This window comes from Streptomyces sp. NBC_00631 (assembly GCF_045206895.1).
Lineage (GTDB): Bacteria > Actinomycetota > Actinomycetes > Streptomycetales > Streptomycetaceae > Streptomyces.
Genome location: NZ_CP107734.1, coordinates 526,997 through 543,255, shown reverse-complemented (window position 1 = coordinate 543,255; position 16,259 = coordinate 526,997). Strand labels below are relative to the sequence as shown.

The window sequence follows — 16,259 nt, the reverse complement described above, 5'->3', positions numbered from 1 at the left end:
GGTCGCCGGTCAGAAAAGGTCGGCCAGCCGCTCGATCAGCGGCGCAGCGGCGTCGAGGGTCGCGATCTCTTCGGGTGTGAAGGACGTCGCCATCGCCGCGGCCATCGTGTCGGCGACCACGCTGCGCTCGGAACTCAGCACGGCACGGCCGGCATCGGTGACCGTGAGCAGCCGGCGACGCCCGTCGGCGGGATCATCGGCACGGACCACCAGCCCACGGCCTTCCAGTACTGCGACGGTGGCACCCATCGCCTGGGGAGTGATCTGCTCACGCCTGGCCAGCTCCGCGGTGGTGACCGCACCCAGCCGCTCGAGCCGCGAGAGCGCCGTGAGCTGCGGGCCCGTCAAATCGCCCTCGCTCAGCGCCTCGTGACTACGACGCCTGAACACGCCGATGCTGATCCGCAACCGCGTGGCGACCCCGATCAGCTCGGGGTCCGGCTCAGGGGTGTCGGTGCGGTCGTCCGATGCTCGTGAAGACATATTAGAAGGCTAGCCTTGCAAGATATCTTTTGCAAGGCTAGCCTTCTAATATCATCGCGATCGCCTGGTTGATCCTGAGCCTTCCGCTGCGCCCCGCCGCCGGCGAACAGGGCCCGTCCGGTACGGCAGACACGGAAGTGGCCGGTGTTGAGACGGCAGACCACAGCCCGACCACCCCCGCACAGAGGACGCCACGACCCCGCGGCCGCGGGCCAACTCGACAGCCTCGTGGCTCGGTGGGCGCTCGGGATGGCTGAAGCGACATCACGCTCAGCCGGGGCACCGGGCTGAGCAGCATACGAACAACGGGAGCCACCAGATGACTACGACAGAATCTGAATCCACGGTCGGCCTCGATGCGGTCGCCGAACTCGCTGCACAGCTGCGGGTGGACTCGGTCCGCTGCTCGACGAGCGCTGGATCAGGCCACCCGACATCGAGTATGTCGGCCGCCGACCTGTTGGCCGTGCTTCTCACGCGGCACCTGCGCTATGACTGGGACTCGCCGGGACTGCCGGTCAACGACCACCTGATCTTCTCGAAGGGGCACGCGTCGCCGCTGCTTTACTCGGCGTACAAGGCCGTCGGTGTCGTGTCGGACGACGAGCTGCTCCATGGCTACCGTCGCTTCGGTCAGCGGCTGCAGGGCCACCCGACGCCCGTCCTTCCGTGGGTCGACGTCGCGACCGGCTCGCTCGGCCAGGGACTGCCCGACGGTGTCGGCGTGGCACTGGCCGGCAAGTACCTGGACCGGCTGCCCTACCGGGTGTGGGTGCTGTGCGGAGACAGTGAGCTGGCCGAGGGTTCGATCTGGGAGGCGCTCGACAAGGCGTCCTACTACAAGCTGTCCAACCTGATCGCGATCGTCGACATCAACCGGCTCGGCCAGCGCGGGGAGACCGAACTCGGCTGGAACACAGCGGCGTACGAGCGCCGCGCCGAGGCGTTCGGCGCGCGTGTGATCACGATCGACGGGCACGGCCTGGACGAGATCGACGCGGCGTTCTCCGCTGTCGCGGGCGCCGCGGACTCCGGGCAGCCAACCGTGATCCTCGCCAAGACGATCAAGGGCCGCGGGTTCTCCGAGATCGAGAACAAGGACGGCTGGCACGGCAAGGCGCTGCCGACGGACATGGCGGAGCGGGCGATCGCCGGTCTCGGCGGCGTCCGTAACCAGGTGGTCCGCGGGCCGCTGCCCGAGGCGGCGACTCCCGGCCCCGTCCCGGCCAAGCCCGGCACGGCAGCGACGCCCTCAGCCCCGCCCCCTGCGCCGCCGGTCTACGAGGTGGGCCAGAGCGTGGCGACGCGGAAGGCCTATGGCGACGCGCTGGTGGTGCTCGGCGCCCGCGACGACCGCGTCGTGGCGCTGGACAGCGAGGTGAGCAACTCGACGCACGCCGACGAGTTCGCGCGCACGTTCCCCGACAGGTACTTCGAGATGTTCATCGCCGAGCAGCAGATGATCGCCTCGGCCACGGGGCTGGCGGTCCGCGGCTACAAGGTGTTCGCCTCTACCTTCGCGGCGTTCTTCACCCGCGCGTACGACTTCATCCGGATGGGCGCGATCTCCGGGGTGAACCTGAAGCTTGCCGGCTCGCACGCGGGCGTGGAGATCGGCGCGGACGGGCCGTCGCAGATGGCGCTAGAGGACCTGGCGATGATGCGCGCGGTGCACGGGTCCACGGTCCTGTATCCGAGCGACGGGACCAGCACGGCCGCGCTGGTGGCGGAGATGGCCGGCACGCCGGGCATCAGCTACCTGCGCACCACCCGCGGCGGCTACCCGGGGCTCTACCCGGCAGGGGAGAAGTTCCCGGTGGGCGGCTCGAAGGTACTCCGCTCCAGCGGCACCGACCAGGTGACACTGATCGGCGCCGGCGTGACGCTGCACGAATGCCTGCACGCGGCGTCGATGCTCGGCGCCGAGGGCATCACGGCGCGGGTCATCGACCTGTATTCGGTCAAGCCAGTCGACACCCAGACACTGGTGGCGGCGATGGAAGCGACGTCGGGCCGCATCGTGGTGGCAGAGGACCACCACCCGGAGGGTGGCCTTGGGTCGGCCGTCGCGGACGCGCTGCTCGCCGCAGGTCAGCAGAACGTACGCCTGACGCACCTTGCCGTCCGCGAGATGCCCGGCTCTGGCTCGGAGAGCGAACTGCTCGCGTGGGCCGGCATCGACGCGGACGCCATCGCGGCGGCAGCCCGGAAACTGATGGACAGATGACGGACTCCACCCGCCACGGCACCCGTTGGTCGGCAACCTGACGCTGGACTTCGAGATCTTCTCCGTCAACAATGCGCCCGGCCGGCGCCTGGTGGTCTACCGAGCCGAACCCGGCAGCGGGGCCGACCAGTTGCTGGCCCTGCTGGGCAGCTTCACCCCCACCGATTTCCCAGACCTTGCTGCTGGCCAAGGCCACATCCGACACCGCCACCACCAAGCTCGACTCTCTCAGGACCGCCTTGGACAACCGGCGGGAGGTGACTCTCAGTGCCGACTTCCCTCAAGGACACCGACCTGTCCACGCACACTCCTGTGGACCTGCACGCCTTCGCTACCGAACTGAACAGCCGTCCATGCAGTCGCCGCTGCTGGCCATCGAGGAACAGGAGATGCCGTGACGACGGCTATCGGCGGCTTTGCCCTCTTCGCCCTGTTGGTGACAATAGTCCCAAGGCCGGACACTCTTCTGGTACTGCGTAACTGCATGCGCGGCGGCCGTCTCTCGGGCGTCACGACCGCCCTCGGGGCGGCGACAGGATCACTGGCCTGGGCTGTGGCCACCGCCGTCGGGTTGGCCGCGGTCTTGCAGCGGTGGGATACGGCGTTCGCGGTGGTCCGTCTGGCCGGCGCCGCGTATCTGATCTTCCTGGGCGCCCAGACTCTATGGGCTTATCGCCGAGGTGGTGTTGATGAACCGGACGTTGCGGAGGAGTCAGTCGACCGGATGTCCGCCACCAGGACGCGAGCCTTCCGCCAAGGTCTGCTGAGTTGCCTCCTCAATCCAAAGGTAGGCATCTTCTTCGTGGCCGTGGTCCGGCAATTCCTGCCCAACGGCCGCTCAGCACTCCCCCTGACCATGGCTTTTGGTGTCGTCGACGCCGCCATCGCCGCACTGTGGCTGACACTGGTCGCGACGTTCGCGACCCGCCTGACGACTTGGCTCCGCCACCCCCGCGTGAATACAGCCTTGGAACGGACCACCGCCGGCATCCTGGTAACCCTCGATATCGGCACCGCTGCGGAGACACTCTGAACCGCGTGACAGAGTGACTCGTACCCGTATGGTCACCGCATGGGTGGGGGCGGGCTTCCCCGGCAGAGGCTGGTCGTGATCGCGGACGACGACACCAGGTCGCGGCTGTGCCGTGGGTGTGGTGAGCCGTTGATGCCGAACATGAAGGCGACGGCGGTGCTCTGCTCGTCGGCGTGCCGGTCGAAGGCAGAAACGGTGCCCGCGGTCCTGCTGCCGACGGGGAAGGAGCCGCCTACCGTGCCTCGCGCAGTACCCGCCTGCCGGTGGCAGATTGGTCAATAGGCGATAGCTTCTGCCATCGGTAAGGGCGGTCCGTCAGACGCCTCCCTCGCGCTGGACCGGGACCAGCAGGCGCGGCCACCACACCTCAGCCAGTCGGGCATCCCCCCTCCAAGGCAGCAGCCCACCTGATGCGGTCACAGCACCTGAGAGTGCGCCACGGGATCAGCACCGGAACCGGAACCTGAACCGTCGGCCAGGTCGAGGATGCCGACCAGGAAGAATGCGTTCCGGGCGGTCGATGTCCTGGGGGCGGTCAGCGAGCGCGAATGGCACCGCCCGGGCAGTGCATTCCTGCGGCAGAGGCCGTACGAGCTGCGAATGCGGGCGCAGTGCGCACCGGCCGAGGAGGTGAGAGCCAGGCCGCGCCTGCTGCCTGACGCAAGGGAACGCGGGCCCTGGTGCGGGTGAGGTTCCGGTTGCGGCGGCGCGCACTTGAGTGGCAACACACCCGTACCGCCAGTCCGGCCATGTCCGGTACCGAGGTGCCTTGCGCGCCGTCCAGGCCACAGTCGCGGGCGACCTGGTCGCGCGGCGAGATCTGGGCCCGCGCAGGCAAGCACGCCAGCAATCACCACGGATACCCCAGGCGTACACCGTCGACATCCACATGATCCCGGACGAGCCCCCGACAGACCCACTGCGGGCTGGAGGCACGGTGTTGCAGGACCATCGGCTTCGCCGCGACCTCACCCGGCAACTGGTATCAGTAGACGGTCGGCGGCTGGCGCAATCGTGGCATGTGTCTCCAGCGCGTGGACGACGGTGTGCCGCACGACCTGGGCGACCCCGTGGCAGGCCCCGTCGAGACCGGCCGCTGGTACGACCTGCGCGTGGAGGTGGACGGCCGGCGCATCCGCTGCTACCGCGACGGCGAGTTGATCCACGGCATGGAGGACGACCCAGCGACCCCGGAGGTCTTCGCCGTCTCCGCCGTCCGCGACAGCGCGGCCGGTGACGTGATCATCAAGATCGCCAAGTCGGCGCCCGAGCCCGTCACCGTCCGTCTCTGTCTGACCGGCACGGACGCCGACGGCGGTTTCCGGCGGACCGTCCTCGCCGCGCCTCCCCACGCCACCAGCCGGTTCGAGCCCGCCCCGGCGGCCCCTGCCGAGGACCGGCTGCCCGGGCCGGTCTGCGACATCCCGCCCCACTCCTTCACCGTCCTCCGCACCCGTCCAGGAAACCTTCAGCCATGACCCGGTCCGCACGTCCCATCCTTGAACCACGCGTGCGTGTGCCGATGGGCTGGAACAGCTGGGACCGATACGGCACCACGTCACCCGGAAAGAGGTCCTCGCCAACGCGACCTTCATACGCGACCACATGCCGTCGCACGGCCGGGACACCGGGGTGTGGACATCCAGTGACAGGACCCCAGCACGCGCCCATGGCTACTACAAACCCGGGCGGCCCACTGATCCTCGACGGCCACGGCTCCAACTGCTCGTACCGAACCGGGTGCCCTCGGCGGCGCAGCCCGACCGGCGCCCGGCTCACCGCGGCGGTGAGCACTCCCGGTTCGCGCGCGAGATGCGCGACATCGGTGGCCTCTACGTCTCGTCCGTGACGTGGACCCCTCCGGGTGCGGGGCTGACCGTTACCCACCGCACCGACTACGAGTCCACGATCTCGCGGTCGTCGGGTCCGGTGGGCGGCCCTCCTTCTGGCGGACCTTGTCGCGCAGCCGGTCCGGGGGAGTACGCCTCACGGACGTGGCGTTCAACAGCGGCCTCAAGGGCGAGTACGTCCATTGGCACACCTTCGCCACCGCGCCTTCCCCTTCGGGGATCTCCGTCGGCGGCCGACGGAGATCCCGTCCGCACCCGACGTCAGAGGCTCAGCGCGTCGATGAGGGCCTTGGTGACGTCGTCGGTCGTGGCCGTGCCACCCACGTCGCGGGTGAGGATGCCGGCGGCCGTCGTCGCCTCGATGGCCTTGTTGAGGCGGGCCGCCTGGTCGGGGAGGCCGAAGTGCTCCAGCATCAGCGCGGCGCTGCCGACCGCGCCGATCGGGTTGGCCAGCCCCTGGCCCGCGATGTCGGGGGCGGAGCCGTGGACGGGCTCGAACATGCTGGGGAAGCGGCGTTCGGGGTTGAGGTTGGCGCTGGCGGCGAGGCCCAGGCTGCCGGCGAGCGCGCTGCCGAGGTCGGAGAGGATGTCGGCGTTGAGGTTGGAGGCGACGACGACGGAGAGGTCCTCGGGCTTCAGTACGAACTTGGCGGACATCGCGTCGACCAGGACGCTCTCCGTCTCCACGTCCGGGTAGTCGAGCGCGACCCGCTTGAACACGTCGTCCCACAGGACCATGCCGTACTGCTGGGCGTTGCTCTTGGTGACGGAGGAGACCTTCCTGACCGTCCGGGTGCGGGCCAGGTCGAAGGCGAACCTCATGATGCGTTCGCAGCCGACCTCCGTGAACAGGGCCGACTGCACGGCCACTTCACCGCCCGGCCCGCGTCCGCCGAGGTTGCGGCCGCCCAGACCGGCGTACTCGCCCTCGCTGTTCTCGCGGACGACGACCCAGTCGAGTTCGGTGTCGTCGGCCTTGCGCAGCGGACTCTGCACGCCGGGCAGGAAGTGCACGGGACGGACGTTGGCCCACTGGTCGAAGTTCTGGCAGATCCTCAGGCGCAGGCCCCAGAGGCTGATGTGGTCGGGGACATTGGACGGCTCCGCATCGGCGCGCCAGCCGGGTCCAGGAGGACGGCAGGACGGCGACGCCCACCCCGGTCAGGACGAGCGGCAGGATCGAGGTGCGGTGGTCGACGACCGTGACGATCTCCGTGCCGGTGCCGCCCGCGGTGACATCGTCGACGATGCTACGCATGAGGCTGCCGGTGCGGGAGGCGATGAGCTTGTGCCCGGCCAGGTCCTCGGGCCGGATCGTGACGTCGTCCTCGATCGCCCCGCCGGGCGCGGCGACGACCACGAACGGCTGGTCCTCGACATGCAGGACGTCCAGCCCGGACGGGTTGACGGGGCTCGACGATCCCAGCAGGCCCAGCTCGCAGGCCCCGCTGCGGACCAGGGACACGACCTCGTCGGGGGTGAAAGCGGCCTGGGTGCTCACTGTCACGGACGGGTGCAGCTCGGCGAACCGGTGGATGAGGGTGGTCAGCGGCTCGATGCCGGGCGAGGGCATGGTGGCCACCTCGACCGTGCCGCCGTGCAGCCCGGCGAGCGCGGCGGCGGTGTCGCGTACGGCGGCCAGGTCCCGCAGGACGCGGCGGCTGGGCTCCAGCAGTTCCGTGCCCGCCTCGCTGAGGACGACACCGCGCCCCACCCGGTGGAAGAGGGCCACCCCGAGGTCGGCCTCCAGGTTCGCCATGGCCTGCGACAGCGACGGCTGTGCCACATGGAGTGCGGCGGCGGCCTTGCTGAAGCCGCCGTGTTCGACGATGGCCAGGAAGTACTCCAGCTGCCGGGCGTCCACGGTGCCTCCGCCGGTTGATCTGTCCCAGGACAGGGCCAACTTATCCGCCGGGGCCGCTTCGCCCGCCGATCCAGCGGTCGGCGAGCGTCCGGCCGCACCGCGCGAGCAGCCGCGCGGACAGCGCGCCGTCGTTCGCGCAGTCCTGGTCGGTCAGATCCGTCAGGGCCTGGACGGAGCGGAAGTGGGCGGCGCTGCGTTCGGCGGGCAGGGTGCAACGACCGGCGACGGCGTGCACCTCGACGCCCTGCCGACGGGCCCGTCGTGCGAGCGCGACGGGCAGCTTGCCCGACAGGGACTGCTCGTCGAGGCTCCCTTCACCGGTCACGACGAAGTCGCTCGTGACGAGCAGAACGTTGGCGCCCAGCAGGGTGAGGAAGTAGTCGGCGCCCGAGCACATCCGTCCACCCAGCAGCAGCCCGGCGTATCCGAGCCCACCGGCCGCCCCGGCCCCGGCGGTTCGGGCGAGGCGGGCCGCGTCCTCGACACAGGCCGCCTCCAGCCGTCGTACGAAGGCGCCGAGGGCCGCGTCCAGTTCTCGTACGTCGTGCTCGGTGGCCCCCTTCTGGGGGCCGTAGACGGCGGCGGTGCCGGTCGGTCCGAGCAGCGGGTTGTCCACGTCGGTGGCGAGGACCAGGTCGACCCCGGCCAGTGCGGCACGGGCCGAGGTGAGGTCGACCGTGTGGAGGTCTGCGAGTCCCTGGCCGCCGGGGCCGATCGGGGCGCCGTCCGCGCGGGCCAGTACCGCGCCGAGGGACTGGAGCAGGCCCGCGCCGCCGTCGGTGGTGGCGACCCGCCGAGGGCGAGGACGATGGTGTCCGCCTCGCCTGCCAGAGCGTATTGGGCAGCCTGACCGATGCCTCGGCTGGTGGCGGTCAGCGGTGCCTTGCGGCCGTCCGGCAGGACGCCGAGGCCGCAGACGGCCGCGGCTTCGACGAGGACGGTACGGCCGTCGACCGCGACGGGAGCCGTGCCGGGCCGCCCGGTCGGTCCGGTCACGGTGACCGTCTCGGCGCGGAAGCGGCCCGCCGCGCAGGCGGCGGCGACGCTTCCCTCTCCTCCGTCGGCCAGGGCGAGTCGGGTGACGCGGGTGTGCGGGGGCGGCTTCCCGCAGCCCGCGCTCCGGCGCGGGCCCCGGCGTCGGCGCTGAGCAAACCCTTGAACTTGTCCGGGGCGATCAGGACAGAGGCCATCAGGGGGCCAGCTCGGCGGTCTGGGCGGCGGGGGGCGCGACGGTCGGGCGGTGCTTGTCGAACTCGCTCCCGGCCCCGGCTTCGGTCCCGGCCTCAGTGGTCAGCGGCGGTTCTCCCGCCCTTCCGGCCAGCACCGTCCGGGCCCGCTCCAGGTCCAGGCCGTTCTCCCACCTGGCGACGACCAGGGTGGCGACGGCGTTGCCGAAGAAGTTCACCAGGGCCCGGCACTCCGACATGAACTTGTCGATGCCGAAGATGAGCATGATGCCCGCGGCCGGGACGGAACCGACCGTCGACAACGTCGCGGTGAGCCCGATGAATCCACCGCCCGCGACGCCCGCCGCTCCCTTGGACGTCAGCAACATGACGGCCAGGAGACCGAGTTGCTGGCCGAGGGAGAGAGACGTGTCGGTGGCCTGGGCGATGTAGAGGGTGGCGAGCGAGAGGTAGATCGCCGCGCCGTCGAGGTTGAAGCTGTAGCCGGTCGGCACGACCAGGCCGACCGTGGACCGCTCCGCGCCCATGAACTGAACCTTGCGCATCAGTCCGGGCAGCGCGGGCTCGGCGGTCGAGGTGCCCAGGATCAGCCAGAACTCCTCCTTGAAGTAGCGGAAGAGCTGGAAGATGTTCAGCCGCACGTACAGGGCGAGGACTCCGCCGAGCACGACCACGACGAACAGGGCCGAGGTGACGTAGAAGAGGATGATCAGCGAGCCGAGGCTGGTCAGCGTGGACAGGCCGAACTTCCCGATGGCGTACGACATCGCGCCGAAGGCGCCCAGCGGCGCGGCCTTCATGACGAAGGACAGCACCTTGAAGACGACCTCGGTCAGCCGTCCCACGGCTGCGATGATCGGCTCGCCCGTCTTGCCCACCATCTTCAAGGCGATGCCGAAGACGACGGCCAGGAAGATCACCTGGAGGATGTTCCCCTCGACGAACGGGCCGAAGAAGCTGTTCGGCACGATGTTGGTGAGGAACTCCCACCAGTGCTGGTGCTCACCCGTCTCGATGTACTGGCTCGCGTCGCCCGACGTCTGCAGCGTCGACGGGTCGGCGTGCACCCCGTCGCCGAGCCGGAAGATGTTGATCGCGGCGAGCCCGGTCAGCAGAGCGACGATGGTGCCGACCTGGAAGTAGGTCAGGGCCTTGATGCCAGTGCGGCCGACCTTCTTCAGGTCCGCGACGCCGGCGATGCCGCCGATGATCGTCAGAAAGACGATCGGGCCGATCAGCATCTTCATCGCGGTGATGAACGTCGTGCCGATCGGCTCCATGTCGGTGGCCAGATCCGGCCACTTCCACCCCAGCACGATGCCGATCACGATCGCCACCAGAACCTGGACGTACAACTGCCGGTACCACGGCTTCGCCGCGATACGCGCGGCTTGCTCGGCTCGACCGTGGCTTGGGGTATGCGTCATTGCAGCCTCCCTGAACGCGCGATACCGAGCCCGATCGGTACGCGCCAGCTTTGGGCCACAGTGAACCGGTCCGGCATTCAGGGGGTCCACGACCAAAAATCGATGCCCCGTATAGGCACGGCCTATTGGTTTCCTCCCGAGGCTGACAGCCGGCCGTCCAGGGCTCCCACGGCATCCCCGAACGGCTCGTGCTGCCCGCGGATGCGCTGACCGCGAGCGGCACTGGCCGGGAGAGGGGAGTCGACGGGTGCGCTCGGCGTCGTGTCGACGAGGCGCGATGTGGGGGCCTCGGCGGCCGGGTGGCACCCGCATCCATGATCCCTCGATCGTTTCCGACTGGGGTCTTGACGAGTCTTACCTCCGGTGTCATCGTTTCCGGCACATAGACATCAGATGTCTGATGTCAGATGTGATCGCCGAACGAAGAGGTTCCTGTCATGTCGCTCTCCGATGACCTCGCCGAGCAGCTGCTCACCGCGATCATTGACGGCCAGTACCCGCCGGACTCCGCCCTTCCGCCCGAGGGAGAGCTCTCGCAGCAGGGCGGGGTCAGCCGCCTGACCGTTCGCGAGGCGGTCAAGCAGCTGCGCGCGCAGAACGTCGTCCGGGTGGTGCGCGGCCGGGGCACCTACGTCAACCCGCCGGATCGGTGGACCGCGCTGGAGCCGGTGGTGCGGGCGGCCTCGCGGACCTCGAGCGGCGCCCTGTCGGAGCGGCTGATCGAGGCACGCCGGCTCATCGAGAACGGCGCGTGCGAGCTGGCCGCCTCCCGCCGCACCGACGATGACCTGGAGGTGCTGCGCCAGCACCTGGCGGTCATGCGGGAGGCCGCCGACGCGGGCGACACCGAGCAGTTCGTGCAGGCCGACATCGACTTCCACGACACGGTGATGCGGGCGACGGGCAACCTGTTCGTCCCGCTGCTCTTCGAGCCGTTCGGCCCGCTGCTGGTCGAGGGGCGCCGGGAGACCTCGGCCGTCCCGGAGATCCGTACGAACGCCATCGCGCACCACGAGGCGGTGCTCGCCGCGCTGGAGTCCGGCAGCCCCGAGGCCGCCCGGGTCGCCATGGACGGGCACATGAACCAGACCGCCGACGACCTGCGCACCCATGTGATCAAGGGCGACCTCGACTGACGTTCCCCAGCTCCCCCCAGCCCCCCAGCTCTCCTCAACTCCCCGCTAGAGACCAGGAATTCGCCATGTCCCTACCTCTCCATGCCCAGACGGGACCCGTCAGCGAGGCCGCGGTGCTGGAAGGGCTCCCCCCGGTCCGAGAGGTGAGCGCCTCCGAGGTGGCCGCCCGCGTCCTCGGCGGCCCCCGCCTGGTCGTCCTCGACGACGATCCGACCGGCACGCAGACGGTCGCGGACGTGCCGGTCCTGACCTCCTGGACGGTGGACGATCTGCGCTGGGCGCTGCGCCAGGACAGCGCCGCCTTCTTCGTCCTCACCAACACCCGCAGCCTGTCGCCCGAGGACGCCGCCGCCCGCAACCGCGAGGTGGTTCGCGCTCTGCACGAGGCCGCGGCGGCCGAGGGCACTGGTTACGTCCTGGCCAGCCGTGGCGACTCGACCCTGCGCGGGCACTTCCCGCTGGAGACCGATGTCCTGGCCGAGGAGCTCACCGAGTTGGGCGTCGGTGCCCCGGACGGCGTGGTGCTGGTGCCCGCCTACATCGAGGCGGGCCGACTGACCGTAGGCTCCCGGCACTGGATGCGGACGGCCGACGGGCTGCTCCCGGTCGGGGAAAGCGAGTTCGCCCGCGACGCCACCTTCGGCTACCGCAGTTCCTCGCTGCCCGAGTGGGTCCAGGAGAAAACGGGCGGGCGGGTGCCCGCGGACGAGGTTCTGCGTATCACCCTCGACGACCTGCGCGGCGGCGGCCCGGCACACACCGCGCGGCTGCTCAGCTCCCTGCGCGGCGGACGCACGGCCGTGGTCGACGCGGTGTGCGACGACGATCTGCGGGTGCTCGCCCTGGGCCTCGCGGAGGCGGAGGAGAACGGCACGCGGCTGCTGTACCGGGTCGGTCCGTCCTTCGTTCGGGCCCGTGCCGGACAAGCGGCGCGGGCACCGCTCACCCCGGCGCAGCTGCGCCCGCTATGCGGCGAGGCGCCGCACGGGCTGATCGCCGTAGGATCTCATGTCTCCCTGACGACACGGCAGTTGGACCGGCTGCGGGAGCGCGGCGGGATCGCCGAGTACGAGCTGGACGTGGCCCTGCTGCTCGACGAGGAGCGGCGTGAGGCCCACATCGCCGAGGTCGCGGCCGCGGCCGCCGGCGCACTGGACTCGGCCGACGCCGTGATCCGCACCTCGCGCACCCTGGTGACGGGTGCCGACGCGGACGACAGTCTGGCGATCTCCCGCCGGGTCTCCGCCGCGCTCGTGGAGGCCGTACGGCAAGTCAACGCCACCCGGCGGCCCGCTTTCGTCGTCGCGAAGGGCGGTATCACCTCCAGCGACACCGCCACACACGGTCTGCAGATCCGCCGCGCGTGGGCCCGGGGCACGCTGCTGCCCGGAATCGTCTCCCTCTGGGAGCCGGTGGACGGCCCAGCGGCCGGCGTCCCCTACATCGTCTTCGCCGGGAACGTCGGCGGCCCCGACGCGCTCGCCGATGCCCTCGACCTGCTCCGGAGCGCCTGATGCTGCTGCACGGAACCGAGGCCCTGAAGCAGGCCGCCGCTGCCGGTCACGCCCTGCCCGGGTTCGTCGCCTACAACCTGGAGACCGTCCAGGGCATCACGGCCGCCGCCGAGGCCGCCGGACGGCCCGTGCTGATCCAGGCGGGCTCCAGCCCCTTCAAGCACGCCGGGCGCGGGGCCCTGATGCGGCTGGCGCTGGACGCCGCCGAACACTCCGGCGCCCGGCTCGGAGTGCACCTCGACCACAGCCGGGACCTGGACGAGATCACGGCCTGCCTGGAGGCTGGCTACACCTCCGTCATGGTCGACGGCTCCCACCTGCCGTTCGCCGAGAACATCGCGCTGACGCGGGAAGCGGTCCGGCGGGCTCGTGAGCACGGTGCCTGGGTGGAGGCCGAGCTCGGTGCCCTGCCGGGCGACGAGGACGTCTCCACCGATGCCGTCGCGCAGACCGCGGCGATGACCGATCCGGGGCAGGCGGCCGAGTTCGTGGTCGCGACGGGCGTCGACGCGCTCGCCGTGGCCGTCGGCAACGTCCACGGCTTCACCAAGGACCCGGTCCGCCTCGACCTGGACCGGCTGGCCGCGATCCACGAGCTCGTGCCGGTCCCGCTCGTGCTGCACGGCGCCAGCGGCCTGCCCGTCGACGAGTTGCACGGCGCTCTCGCGCGCGGCGTCGCCAAGGTCAACGTCAACGCCGAACTGCGCCGCGCCTACCTGGAGGCCGTCCACGCGATCCTCCCGGCCGCGCTGCCCGGCTCCGACGTCGTCTCCGTCTGGGCGGCGGGCCGTGACGCTATCCGGGACGCCGCCCTGGAGGTCATCGGGCGCTTGAGCCCCCGCGCCGAAGGGGGAGACGCGTGACCTTACCCCGGCCCCGCTGACGACGAACCGCACCGCCGCGCCGTACGGCACGAGACCGCCGTACGACCGCCCGCCGCATCGCACCACCCTCGCGAGCCGCCCCGACAGCCGCCGGCCCCTGCGCCATCCCCCTCGCAGACGCCGCGGTTGAGCGCGACCCCTTCACTTCTGGCGGTGCCTTCCCCACCGCCGGCAGCCAACTTGCTCCTCTCCCCTTTCTCTTCGCAGGAGGACAAAGATGTCTCCGCCCCCCCGTCCCCACACGGCCGTCATCGGCCTGGGCGCCATGGGACTTCCCATGGCGCGCCGCCTGGCGGGCGAACTGCCCGTCTCCGTCTACGACATCGCGGCCGATCGGCGATCGGCCCTGGCCGCCCAGGGCGCACGCGACGCCGCGTCCCCGGCCGAGGCCGCCCGTGACGCCGACGTCGTCGTGCTCGCCGTACGCGACCAGGCGCAGGTCGAGGGCGCGCTGTTCGGTGTGAACGGCGCCGCCGAAGCCCTGCGCCCCGACGCGGTCGTGATCCTCACCAGCACGGTCGGCCCCGAAGCGGCACGCTCCACCGCCCAGCGCCTCGCCGAGCGCGGTGTGCTGACCGTGGACGCGCCGGTCAGCGGTGGCCCCGTACGGGCCGGAAACGGCGATCTGCTGATCGTCGTCGGCGCCGAGGACGCGGCGCTGAAGACGGCCCGGCCGGTCCTCGACCTGCTCGCCTCCACCCTCACGGTCGTCGGCCCGCGGCCCGGCGACGGACAGGCCATGAAGGCCGTCAACCAGCTCCTCGCCGGGGTGCACATCGCGGCCGCGGCCGAGGCGATCGCGCTCGCCCGCGAGCTCGGGCTCGACCCGGGCACGGTCGTGGACACCCTCAAGCACGGGGCCGCCGGCTCCTTCATGTTCGCCGACCGCGGGCCGCGCATGGTCCAGACGTACGAGGAGGGCTCCGAGCCCGAGGTCAAGTCGCGGCTCGACATCTTCGTCAAGGACATGGGCATCGTCACCGGCATCGCCAGGAACGCCCACGTGCCGGTGCCCCTGGCCGCGGCGGCCGAACAGCTCTACCTGCTCGGCGAGCGCGCCGGGCTCGGCGCCTGCGACGACTCCTCCGTCGTCACCGTCCTGTCTCCCAAGTCGTCGGAAATACCCGCAGAAACCGCCACGGAAGGAGAGGGACGATGAGCCACACCGCCCTGCTCACCATCGCGGTCGCCGGTGTGGCGACCCTGCTCCTGCTCATCCTCAGAGCCAAGGTCCAGCCGTTCGTCGCCCTCATGGTCGTCAGCGTCGGCGTCGCGCTCGCCGCGGGCGTGCCCGCCGCCGACCTGGTGAAGACCATCGAGGACGGCATGGGGGCCACCCTCGGCCACATCGCCACCATCATCGCGCTGGGCGCGATGATCGGCCGGATCATCGAACTCTCCGGCGGCGCCCACGCGTTCGCGCACTCTCTCATCGAGAGGTTCGGCTCCCGCCGCACCCCGCTCGCCCTGACCGTGGCCGGGTTCGTCCTGGGCATCCCGGTCTTCTTCGAGGTCGGCCTCATCATCCTGATGCCGATCGCATACGGAGTCGCCCGAGCCTCCCGCAAGCCGCTGCTGATCTACGCGCTGCCCATGGGCGCCGCGATGCTCACCGTGCACGCCTTCCTGCCGCCGCACCCCGGCGCCGTCGCGGTCGCCGCGACGATCGGCGCCAGCCAGGGTCTGATGCTGCTGCTGGGCCTTCCCGTCACGGCCGTCGTCGCCCTGCTCGGCTACCTCGTCTCCCGTCGCCTCACCCGCCACGAGTACCCGATGGACCCGGCGGTGTACGCGGAGGTGTACGGCGAGACGGAGGCCGGGACCGAGGGTGGCAGCGCGCCGGCTCCCGTGGAGGGCGGTCACGCCACCGCCGTACTCACCAAGCCCGCACCCTCGGAGACCGACGTCCGGCCGCCGTCCTTCGGCATGGTCCTGGCGCTGATCGTCACCCCGATCCTGCTGATCCTCCTCGGCACCATCGGCCAGAACGCGCTCGCCGAGGGCTCCACCCTGCGCGCCGTCCTGACCGTCCTCGGCGCCCCGATGGTGGCCCTGCTCATCGACGTCGCCCTGTGCGGCTGGCTCCTGGGCGCCCGTCGCGGCTGGAACCGCGCGCACATCGCCGAGGTCATGGGCTCCGCGCTGCCGCCCGTCGCGATGGTCATCCTCGTCGCCGGAGCAGGCGGCGTCTTCGGCAAGGTCCTGGTCGCCAGCGGCATCGGCGACGCGATCGCCGACGTCCTGGACCGCACCGGGCTGCCCGTGCTGGTGCTCGGCTTCCTGACCGCCCTCGCCCTGCGCGCGGCCCAGGGGTCGGCGACCGTGGCCCTCATCACGACCGCCGGCATCCTCACCCCGCTGCTGCACCGCGCCGACCTGTCGACGGGTCAGCTGTCGCTGGTCGCCCTGGCGATGGGCGCGGGCGCCCTGGCCCTGTCCCACATAAACGACGCCGGGTTCTGGATGTTCACCAAGCTCGCCGGTCTCGATGTGGCCGCGGGCCTGCGCACCTGGACGGTCCTGACGACCGTCATGGGATGCGCCGGCTTCGCCCTCACCGCCGCGCTGTGGCCGCTGGTCTGACACCTGGCCCCACGCACGGATCCACCCGCCCGAGCCCCGACCGGCCCGGGCGGGCGGCTGTCTGTGCCGGG

At 70.9% G+C, this 16,259-nt stretch carries 12 protein-coding genes and 2 pseudogenes; 9 read left to right on the top strand and 5 right to left on the bottom strand.

Annotation, left to right across the window (positions count from 1 at the left end):
* Positions 1-9: 9 nt before the first annotated feature.
* Positions 10-483, bottom strand: a complete 474-nt coding sequence (locus tag OHB00_RS02805; RefSeq protein WP_406430833.1) for a MarR family winged helix-turn-helix transcriptional regulator — start codon at positions 481-483, stop codon at positions 10-12.
* A 319-nt stretch (positions 484-802) separates the two neighbouring features.
* On the opposite strand from OHB00_RS02805, the gene OHB00_RS02800 reads away from it, so the two are divergent.
* The 4 genes from OHB00_RS02800 (at position 803) to OHB00_RS02785 (ending at position 5,221) form a co-directional block, all read left to right on the top strand.
* Positions 803-2,710, top strand: a complete 1,908-nt coding sequence (locus OHB00_RS02800) for a transketolase (protein ID WP_406430831.1) — start codon at positions 803-805, stop codon at positions 2,708-2,710.
* Positions 2,711-2,735: 25 nt separating this feature from the next.
* Positions 2,736-3,053 (top strand): hypothetical protein, encoded by a 318-nt coding sequence (locus OHB00_RS02795; RefSeq protein WP_406430829.1) that lies wholly within the window; start codon positions 2,736-2,738, stop codon positions 3,051-3,053.
* Between the two features lie 51 nt (positions 3,054-3,104).
* On the top strand, positions 3,105-3,743 hold the full coding sequence (locus OHB00_RS02790; protein ID WP_406430827.1) for a LysE family translocator: 639 nt from the start codon (positions 3,105-3,107) through the stop codon (positions 3,741-3,743).
* Positions 3,744-4,762: 1,019 nt separating this feature from the next.
* On the top strand, positions 4,763-5,221 hold the full coding sequence (locus OHB00_RS02785) for a hypothetical protein (protein WP_406430825.1): 459 nt from the start codon (positions 4,763-4,765) through the stop codon (positions 5,219-5,221).
* 633 nt (positions 5,222-5,854) lie between these two features.
* On the opposite strand, the gene OHB00_RS02780 is transcribed toward OHB00_RS02785, so the two are convergent.
* The 4 genes and pseudogenes from OHB00_RS02780 to dctA form a co-directional block, all read right to left on the bottom strand.
* A complete protein-coding gene (locus tag OHB00_RS02780) occupies positions 5,855-6,607 on the bottom strand; it encodes an isocitrate/isopropylmalate dehydrogenase family protein (RefSeq protein ID WP_406430823.1) in 753 nt (250 codons plus the stop codon).
* 118 nt (positions 6,608-6,725) lie between these two features.
* Positions 6,726-7,457 (bottom strand): annotated as a pseudogene (locus OHB00_RS02775) (LysR family transcriptional regulator); the annotation flags it as partial.
* A gap of 40 nt (positions 7,458-7,497) precedes the next feature.
* A pseudogene (locus OHB00_RS02770) lies at positions 7,498-8,525 on the bottom strand (glycerate kinase).
* A 121-nt stretch (positions 8,526-8,646) separates the two neighbouring features.
* On the bottom strand, positions 8,647-10,071 hold the full coding sequence (dctA, locus tag OHB00_RS02765; RefSeq protein WP_406430821.1) for a C4-dicarboxylate transporter DctA: 1,425 nt from the start codon (positions 10,069-10,071) through the stop codon (positions 8,647-8,649).
* A 437-nt stretch (positions 10,072-10,508) separates the two neighbouring features.
* Here dctA and OHB00_RS02760 point away from each other — a divergent pair, with 437 nt between their 5' ends.
* The 5 genes from OHB00_RS02760 (at position 10,509) to OHB00_RS02740 (ending at position 16,188) form a co-directional block, all read left to right on the top strand.
* Positions 10,509-11,207, top strand: a complete 699-nt coding sequence (locus tag OHB00_RS02760) for a FadR/GntR family transcriptional regulator (protein ID WP_406430819.1) — start codon at positions 10,509-10,511, stop codon at positions 11,205-11,207.
* A 65-nt stretch (positions 11,208-11,272) separates the two neighbouring features.
* Positions 11,273-12,721, top strand: coding sequence for a four-carbon acid sugar kinase family protein (locus OHB00_RS02755; RefSeq protein ID WP_406430817.1), 1,449 nt, complete (start codon positions 11,273-11,275; stop codon positions 12,719-12,721).
* Positions 12,721-13,584, top strand: coding sequence for a ketose-bisphosphate aldolase (locus OHB00_RS02750; protein WP_406430815.1), 864 nt, complete (start codon positions 12,721-12,723; stop codon positions 13,582-13,584). Before OHB00_RS02755 ends, OHB00_RS02750 begins: the two co-directional genes overlap by 1 nt.
* 238 nt (positions 13,585-13,822) lie before the next feature.
* Complete coding sequence (locus OHB00_RS02745; RefSeq protein WP_406430814.1) at positions 13,823-14,764, top strand: NAD(P)-dependent oxidoreductase; 942 nt, start codon at positions 13,823-13,825, stop codon at positions 14,762-14,764.
* Positions 14,761-16,188 carry a GntP family transporter gene (locus OHB00_RS02740; RefSeq protein WP_406430812.1) on the top strand — a complete coding sequence of 476 codons (1,428 nt, stop codon included), beginning with the start codon at positions 14,761-14,763 and terminating at the stop codon, positions 16,186-16,188. Before OHB00_RS02745 ends, OHB00_RS02740 begins: the two co-directional genes overlap by 4 nt.
* Positions 16,189-16,259: the final 71 nt, after the last annotated feature.

Coding starts and splice junctions, on each gene's coding strand:
- OHB00_RS02805 (WP_406430833.1), bottom strand. CDS start 483: ATGTCTTCACGAGCATCGGACGACCGCACCGACACCCCTGAGCCGGAC.
- OHB00_RS02800 (WP_406430831.1), top strand. CDS start 803: ATGACTACGACAGAATCTGAATCCACGGTCGGCCTCGATGCGGTCGCC.
- OHB00_RS02785 (WP_406430825.1), top strand. CDS start 4,763: ATGTGTCTCCAGCGCGTGGACGACGGTGTGCCGCACGACCTGGGCGAC.
- dctA (WP_406430821.1), bottom strand. CDS start 10,071: ATGACGCATACCCCAAGCCACGGTCGAGCCGAGCAAGCCGCGCGTATC.
- OHB00_RS02760 (WP_406430819.1), top strand. CDS start 10,509: ATGTCGCTCTCCGATGACCTCGCCGAGCAGCTGCTCACCGCGATCATT.
- OHB00_RS02755 (WP_406430817.1), top strand. CDS start 11,273: ATGTCCCTACCTCTCCATGCCCAGACGGGACCCGTCAGCGAGGCCGCG.
- OHB00_RS02750 (WP_406430815.1), top strand. CDS start 12,721: ATGCTGCTGCACGGAACCGAGGCCCTGAAGCAGGCCGCCGCTGCCGGT.
- OHB00_RS02745 (WP_406430814.1), top strand. CDS start 13,823: ATGTCTCCGCCCCCCCGTCCCCACACGGCCGTCATCGGCCTGGGCGCC.
- OHB00_RS02740 (WP_406430812.1), top strand. CDS start 14,761: ATGAGCCACACCGCCCTGCTCACCATCGCGGTCGCCGGTGTGGCGACC.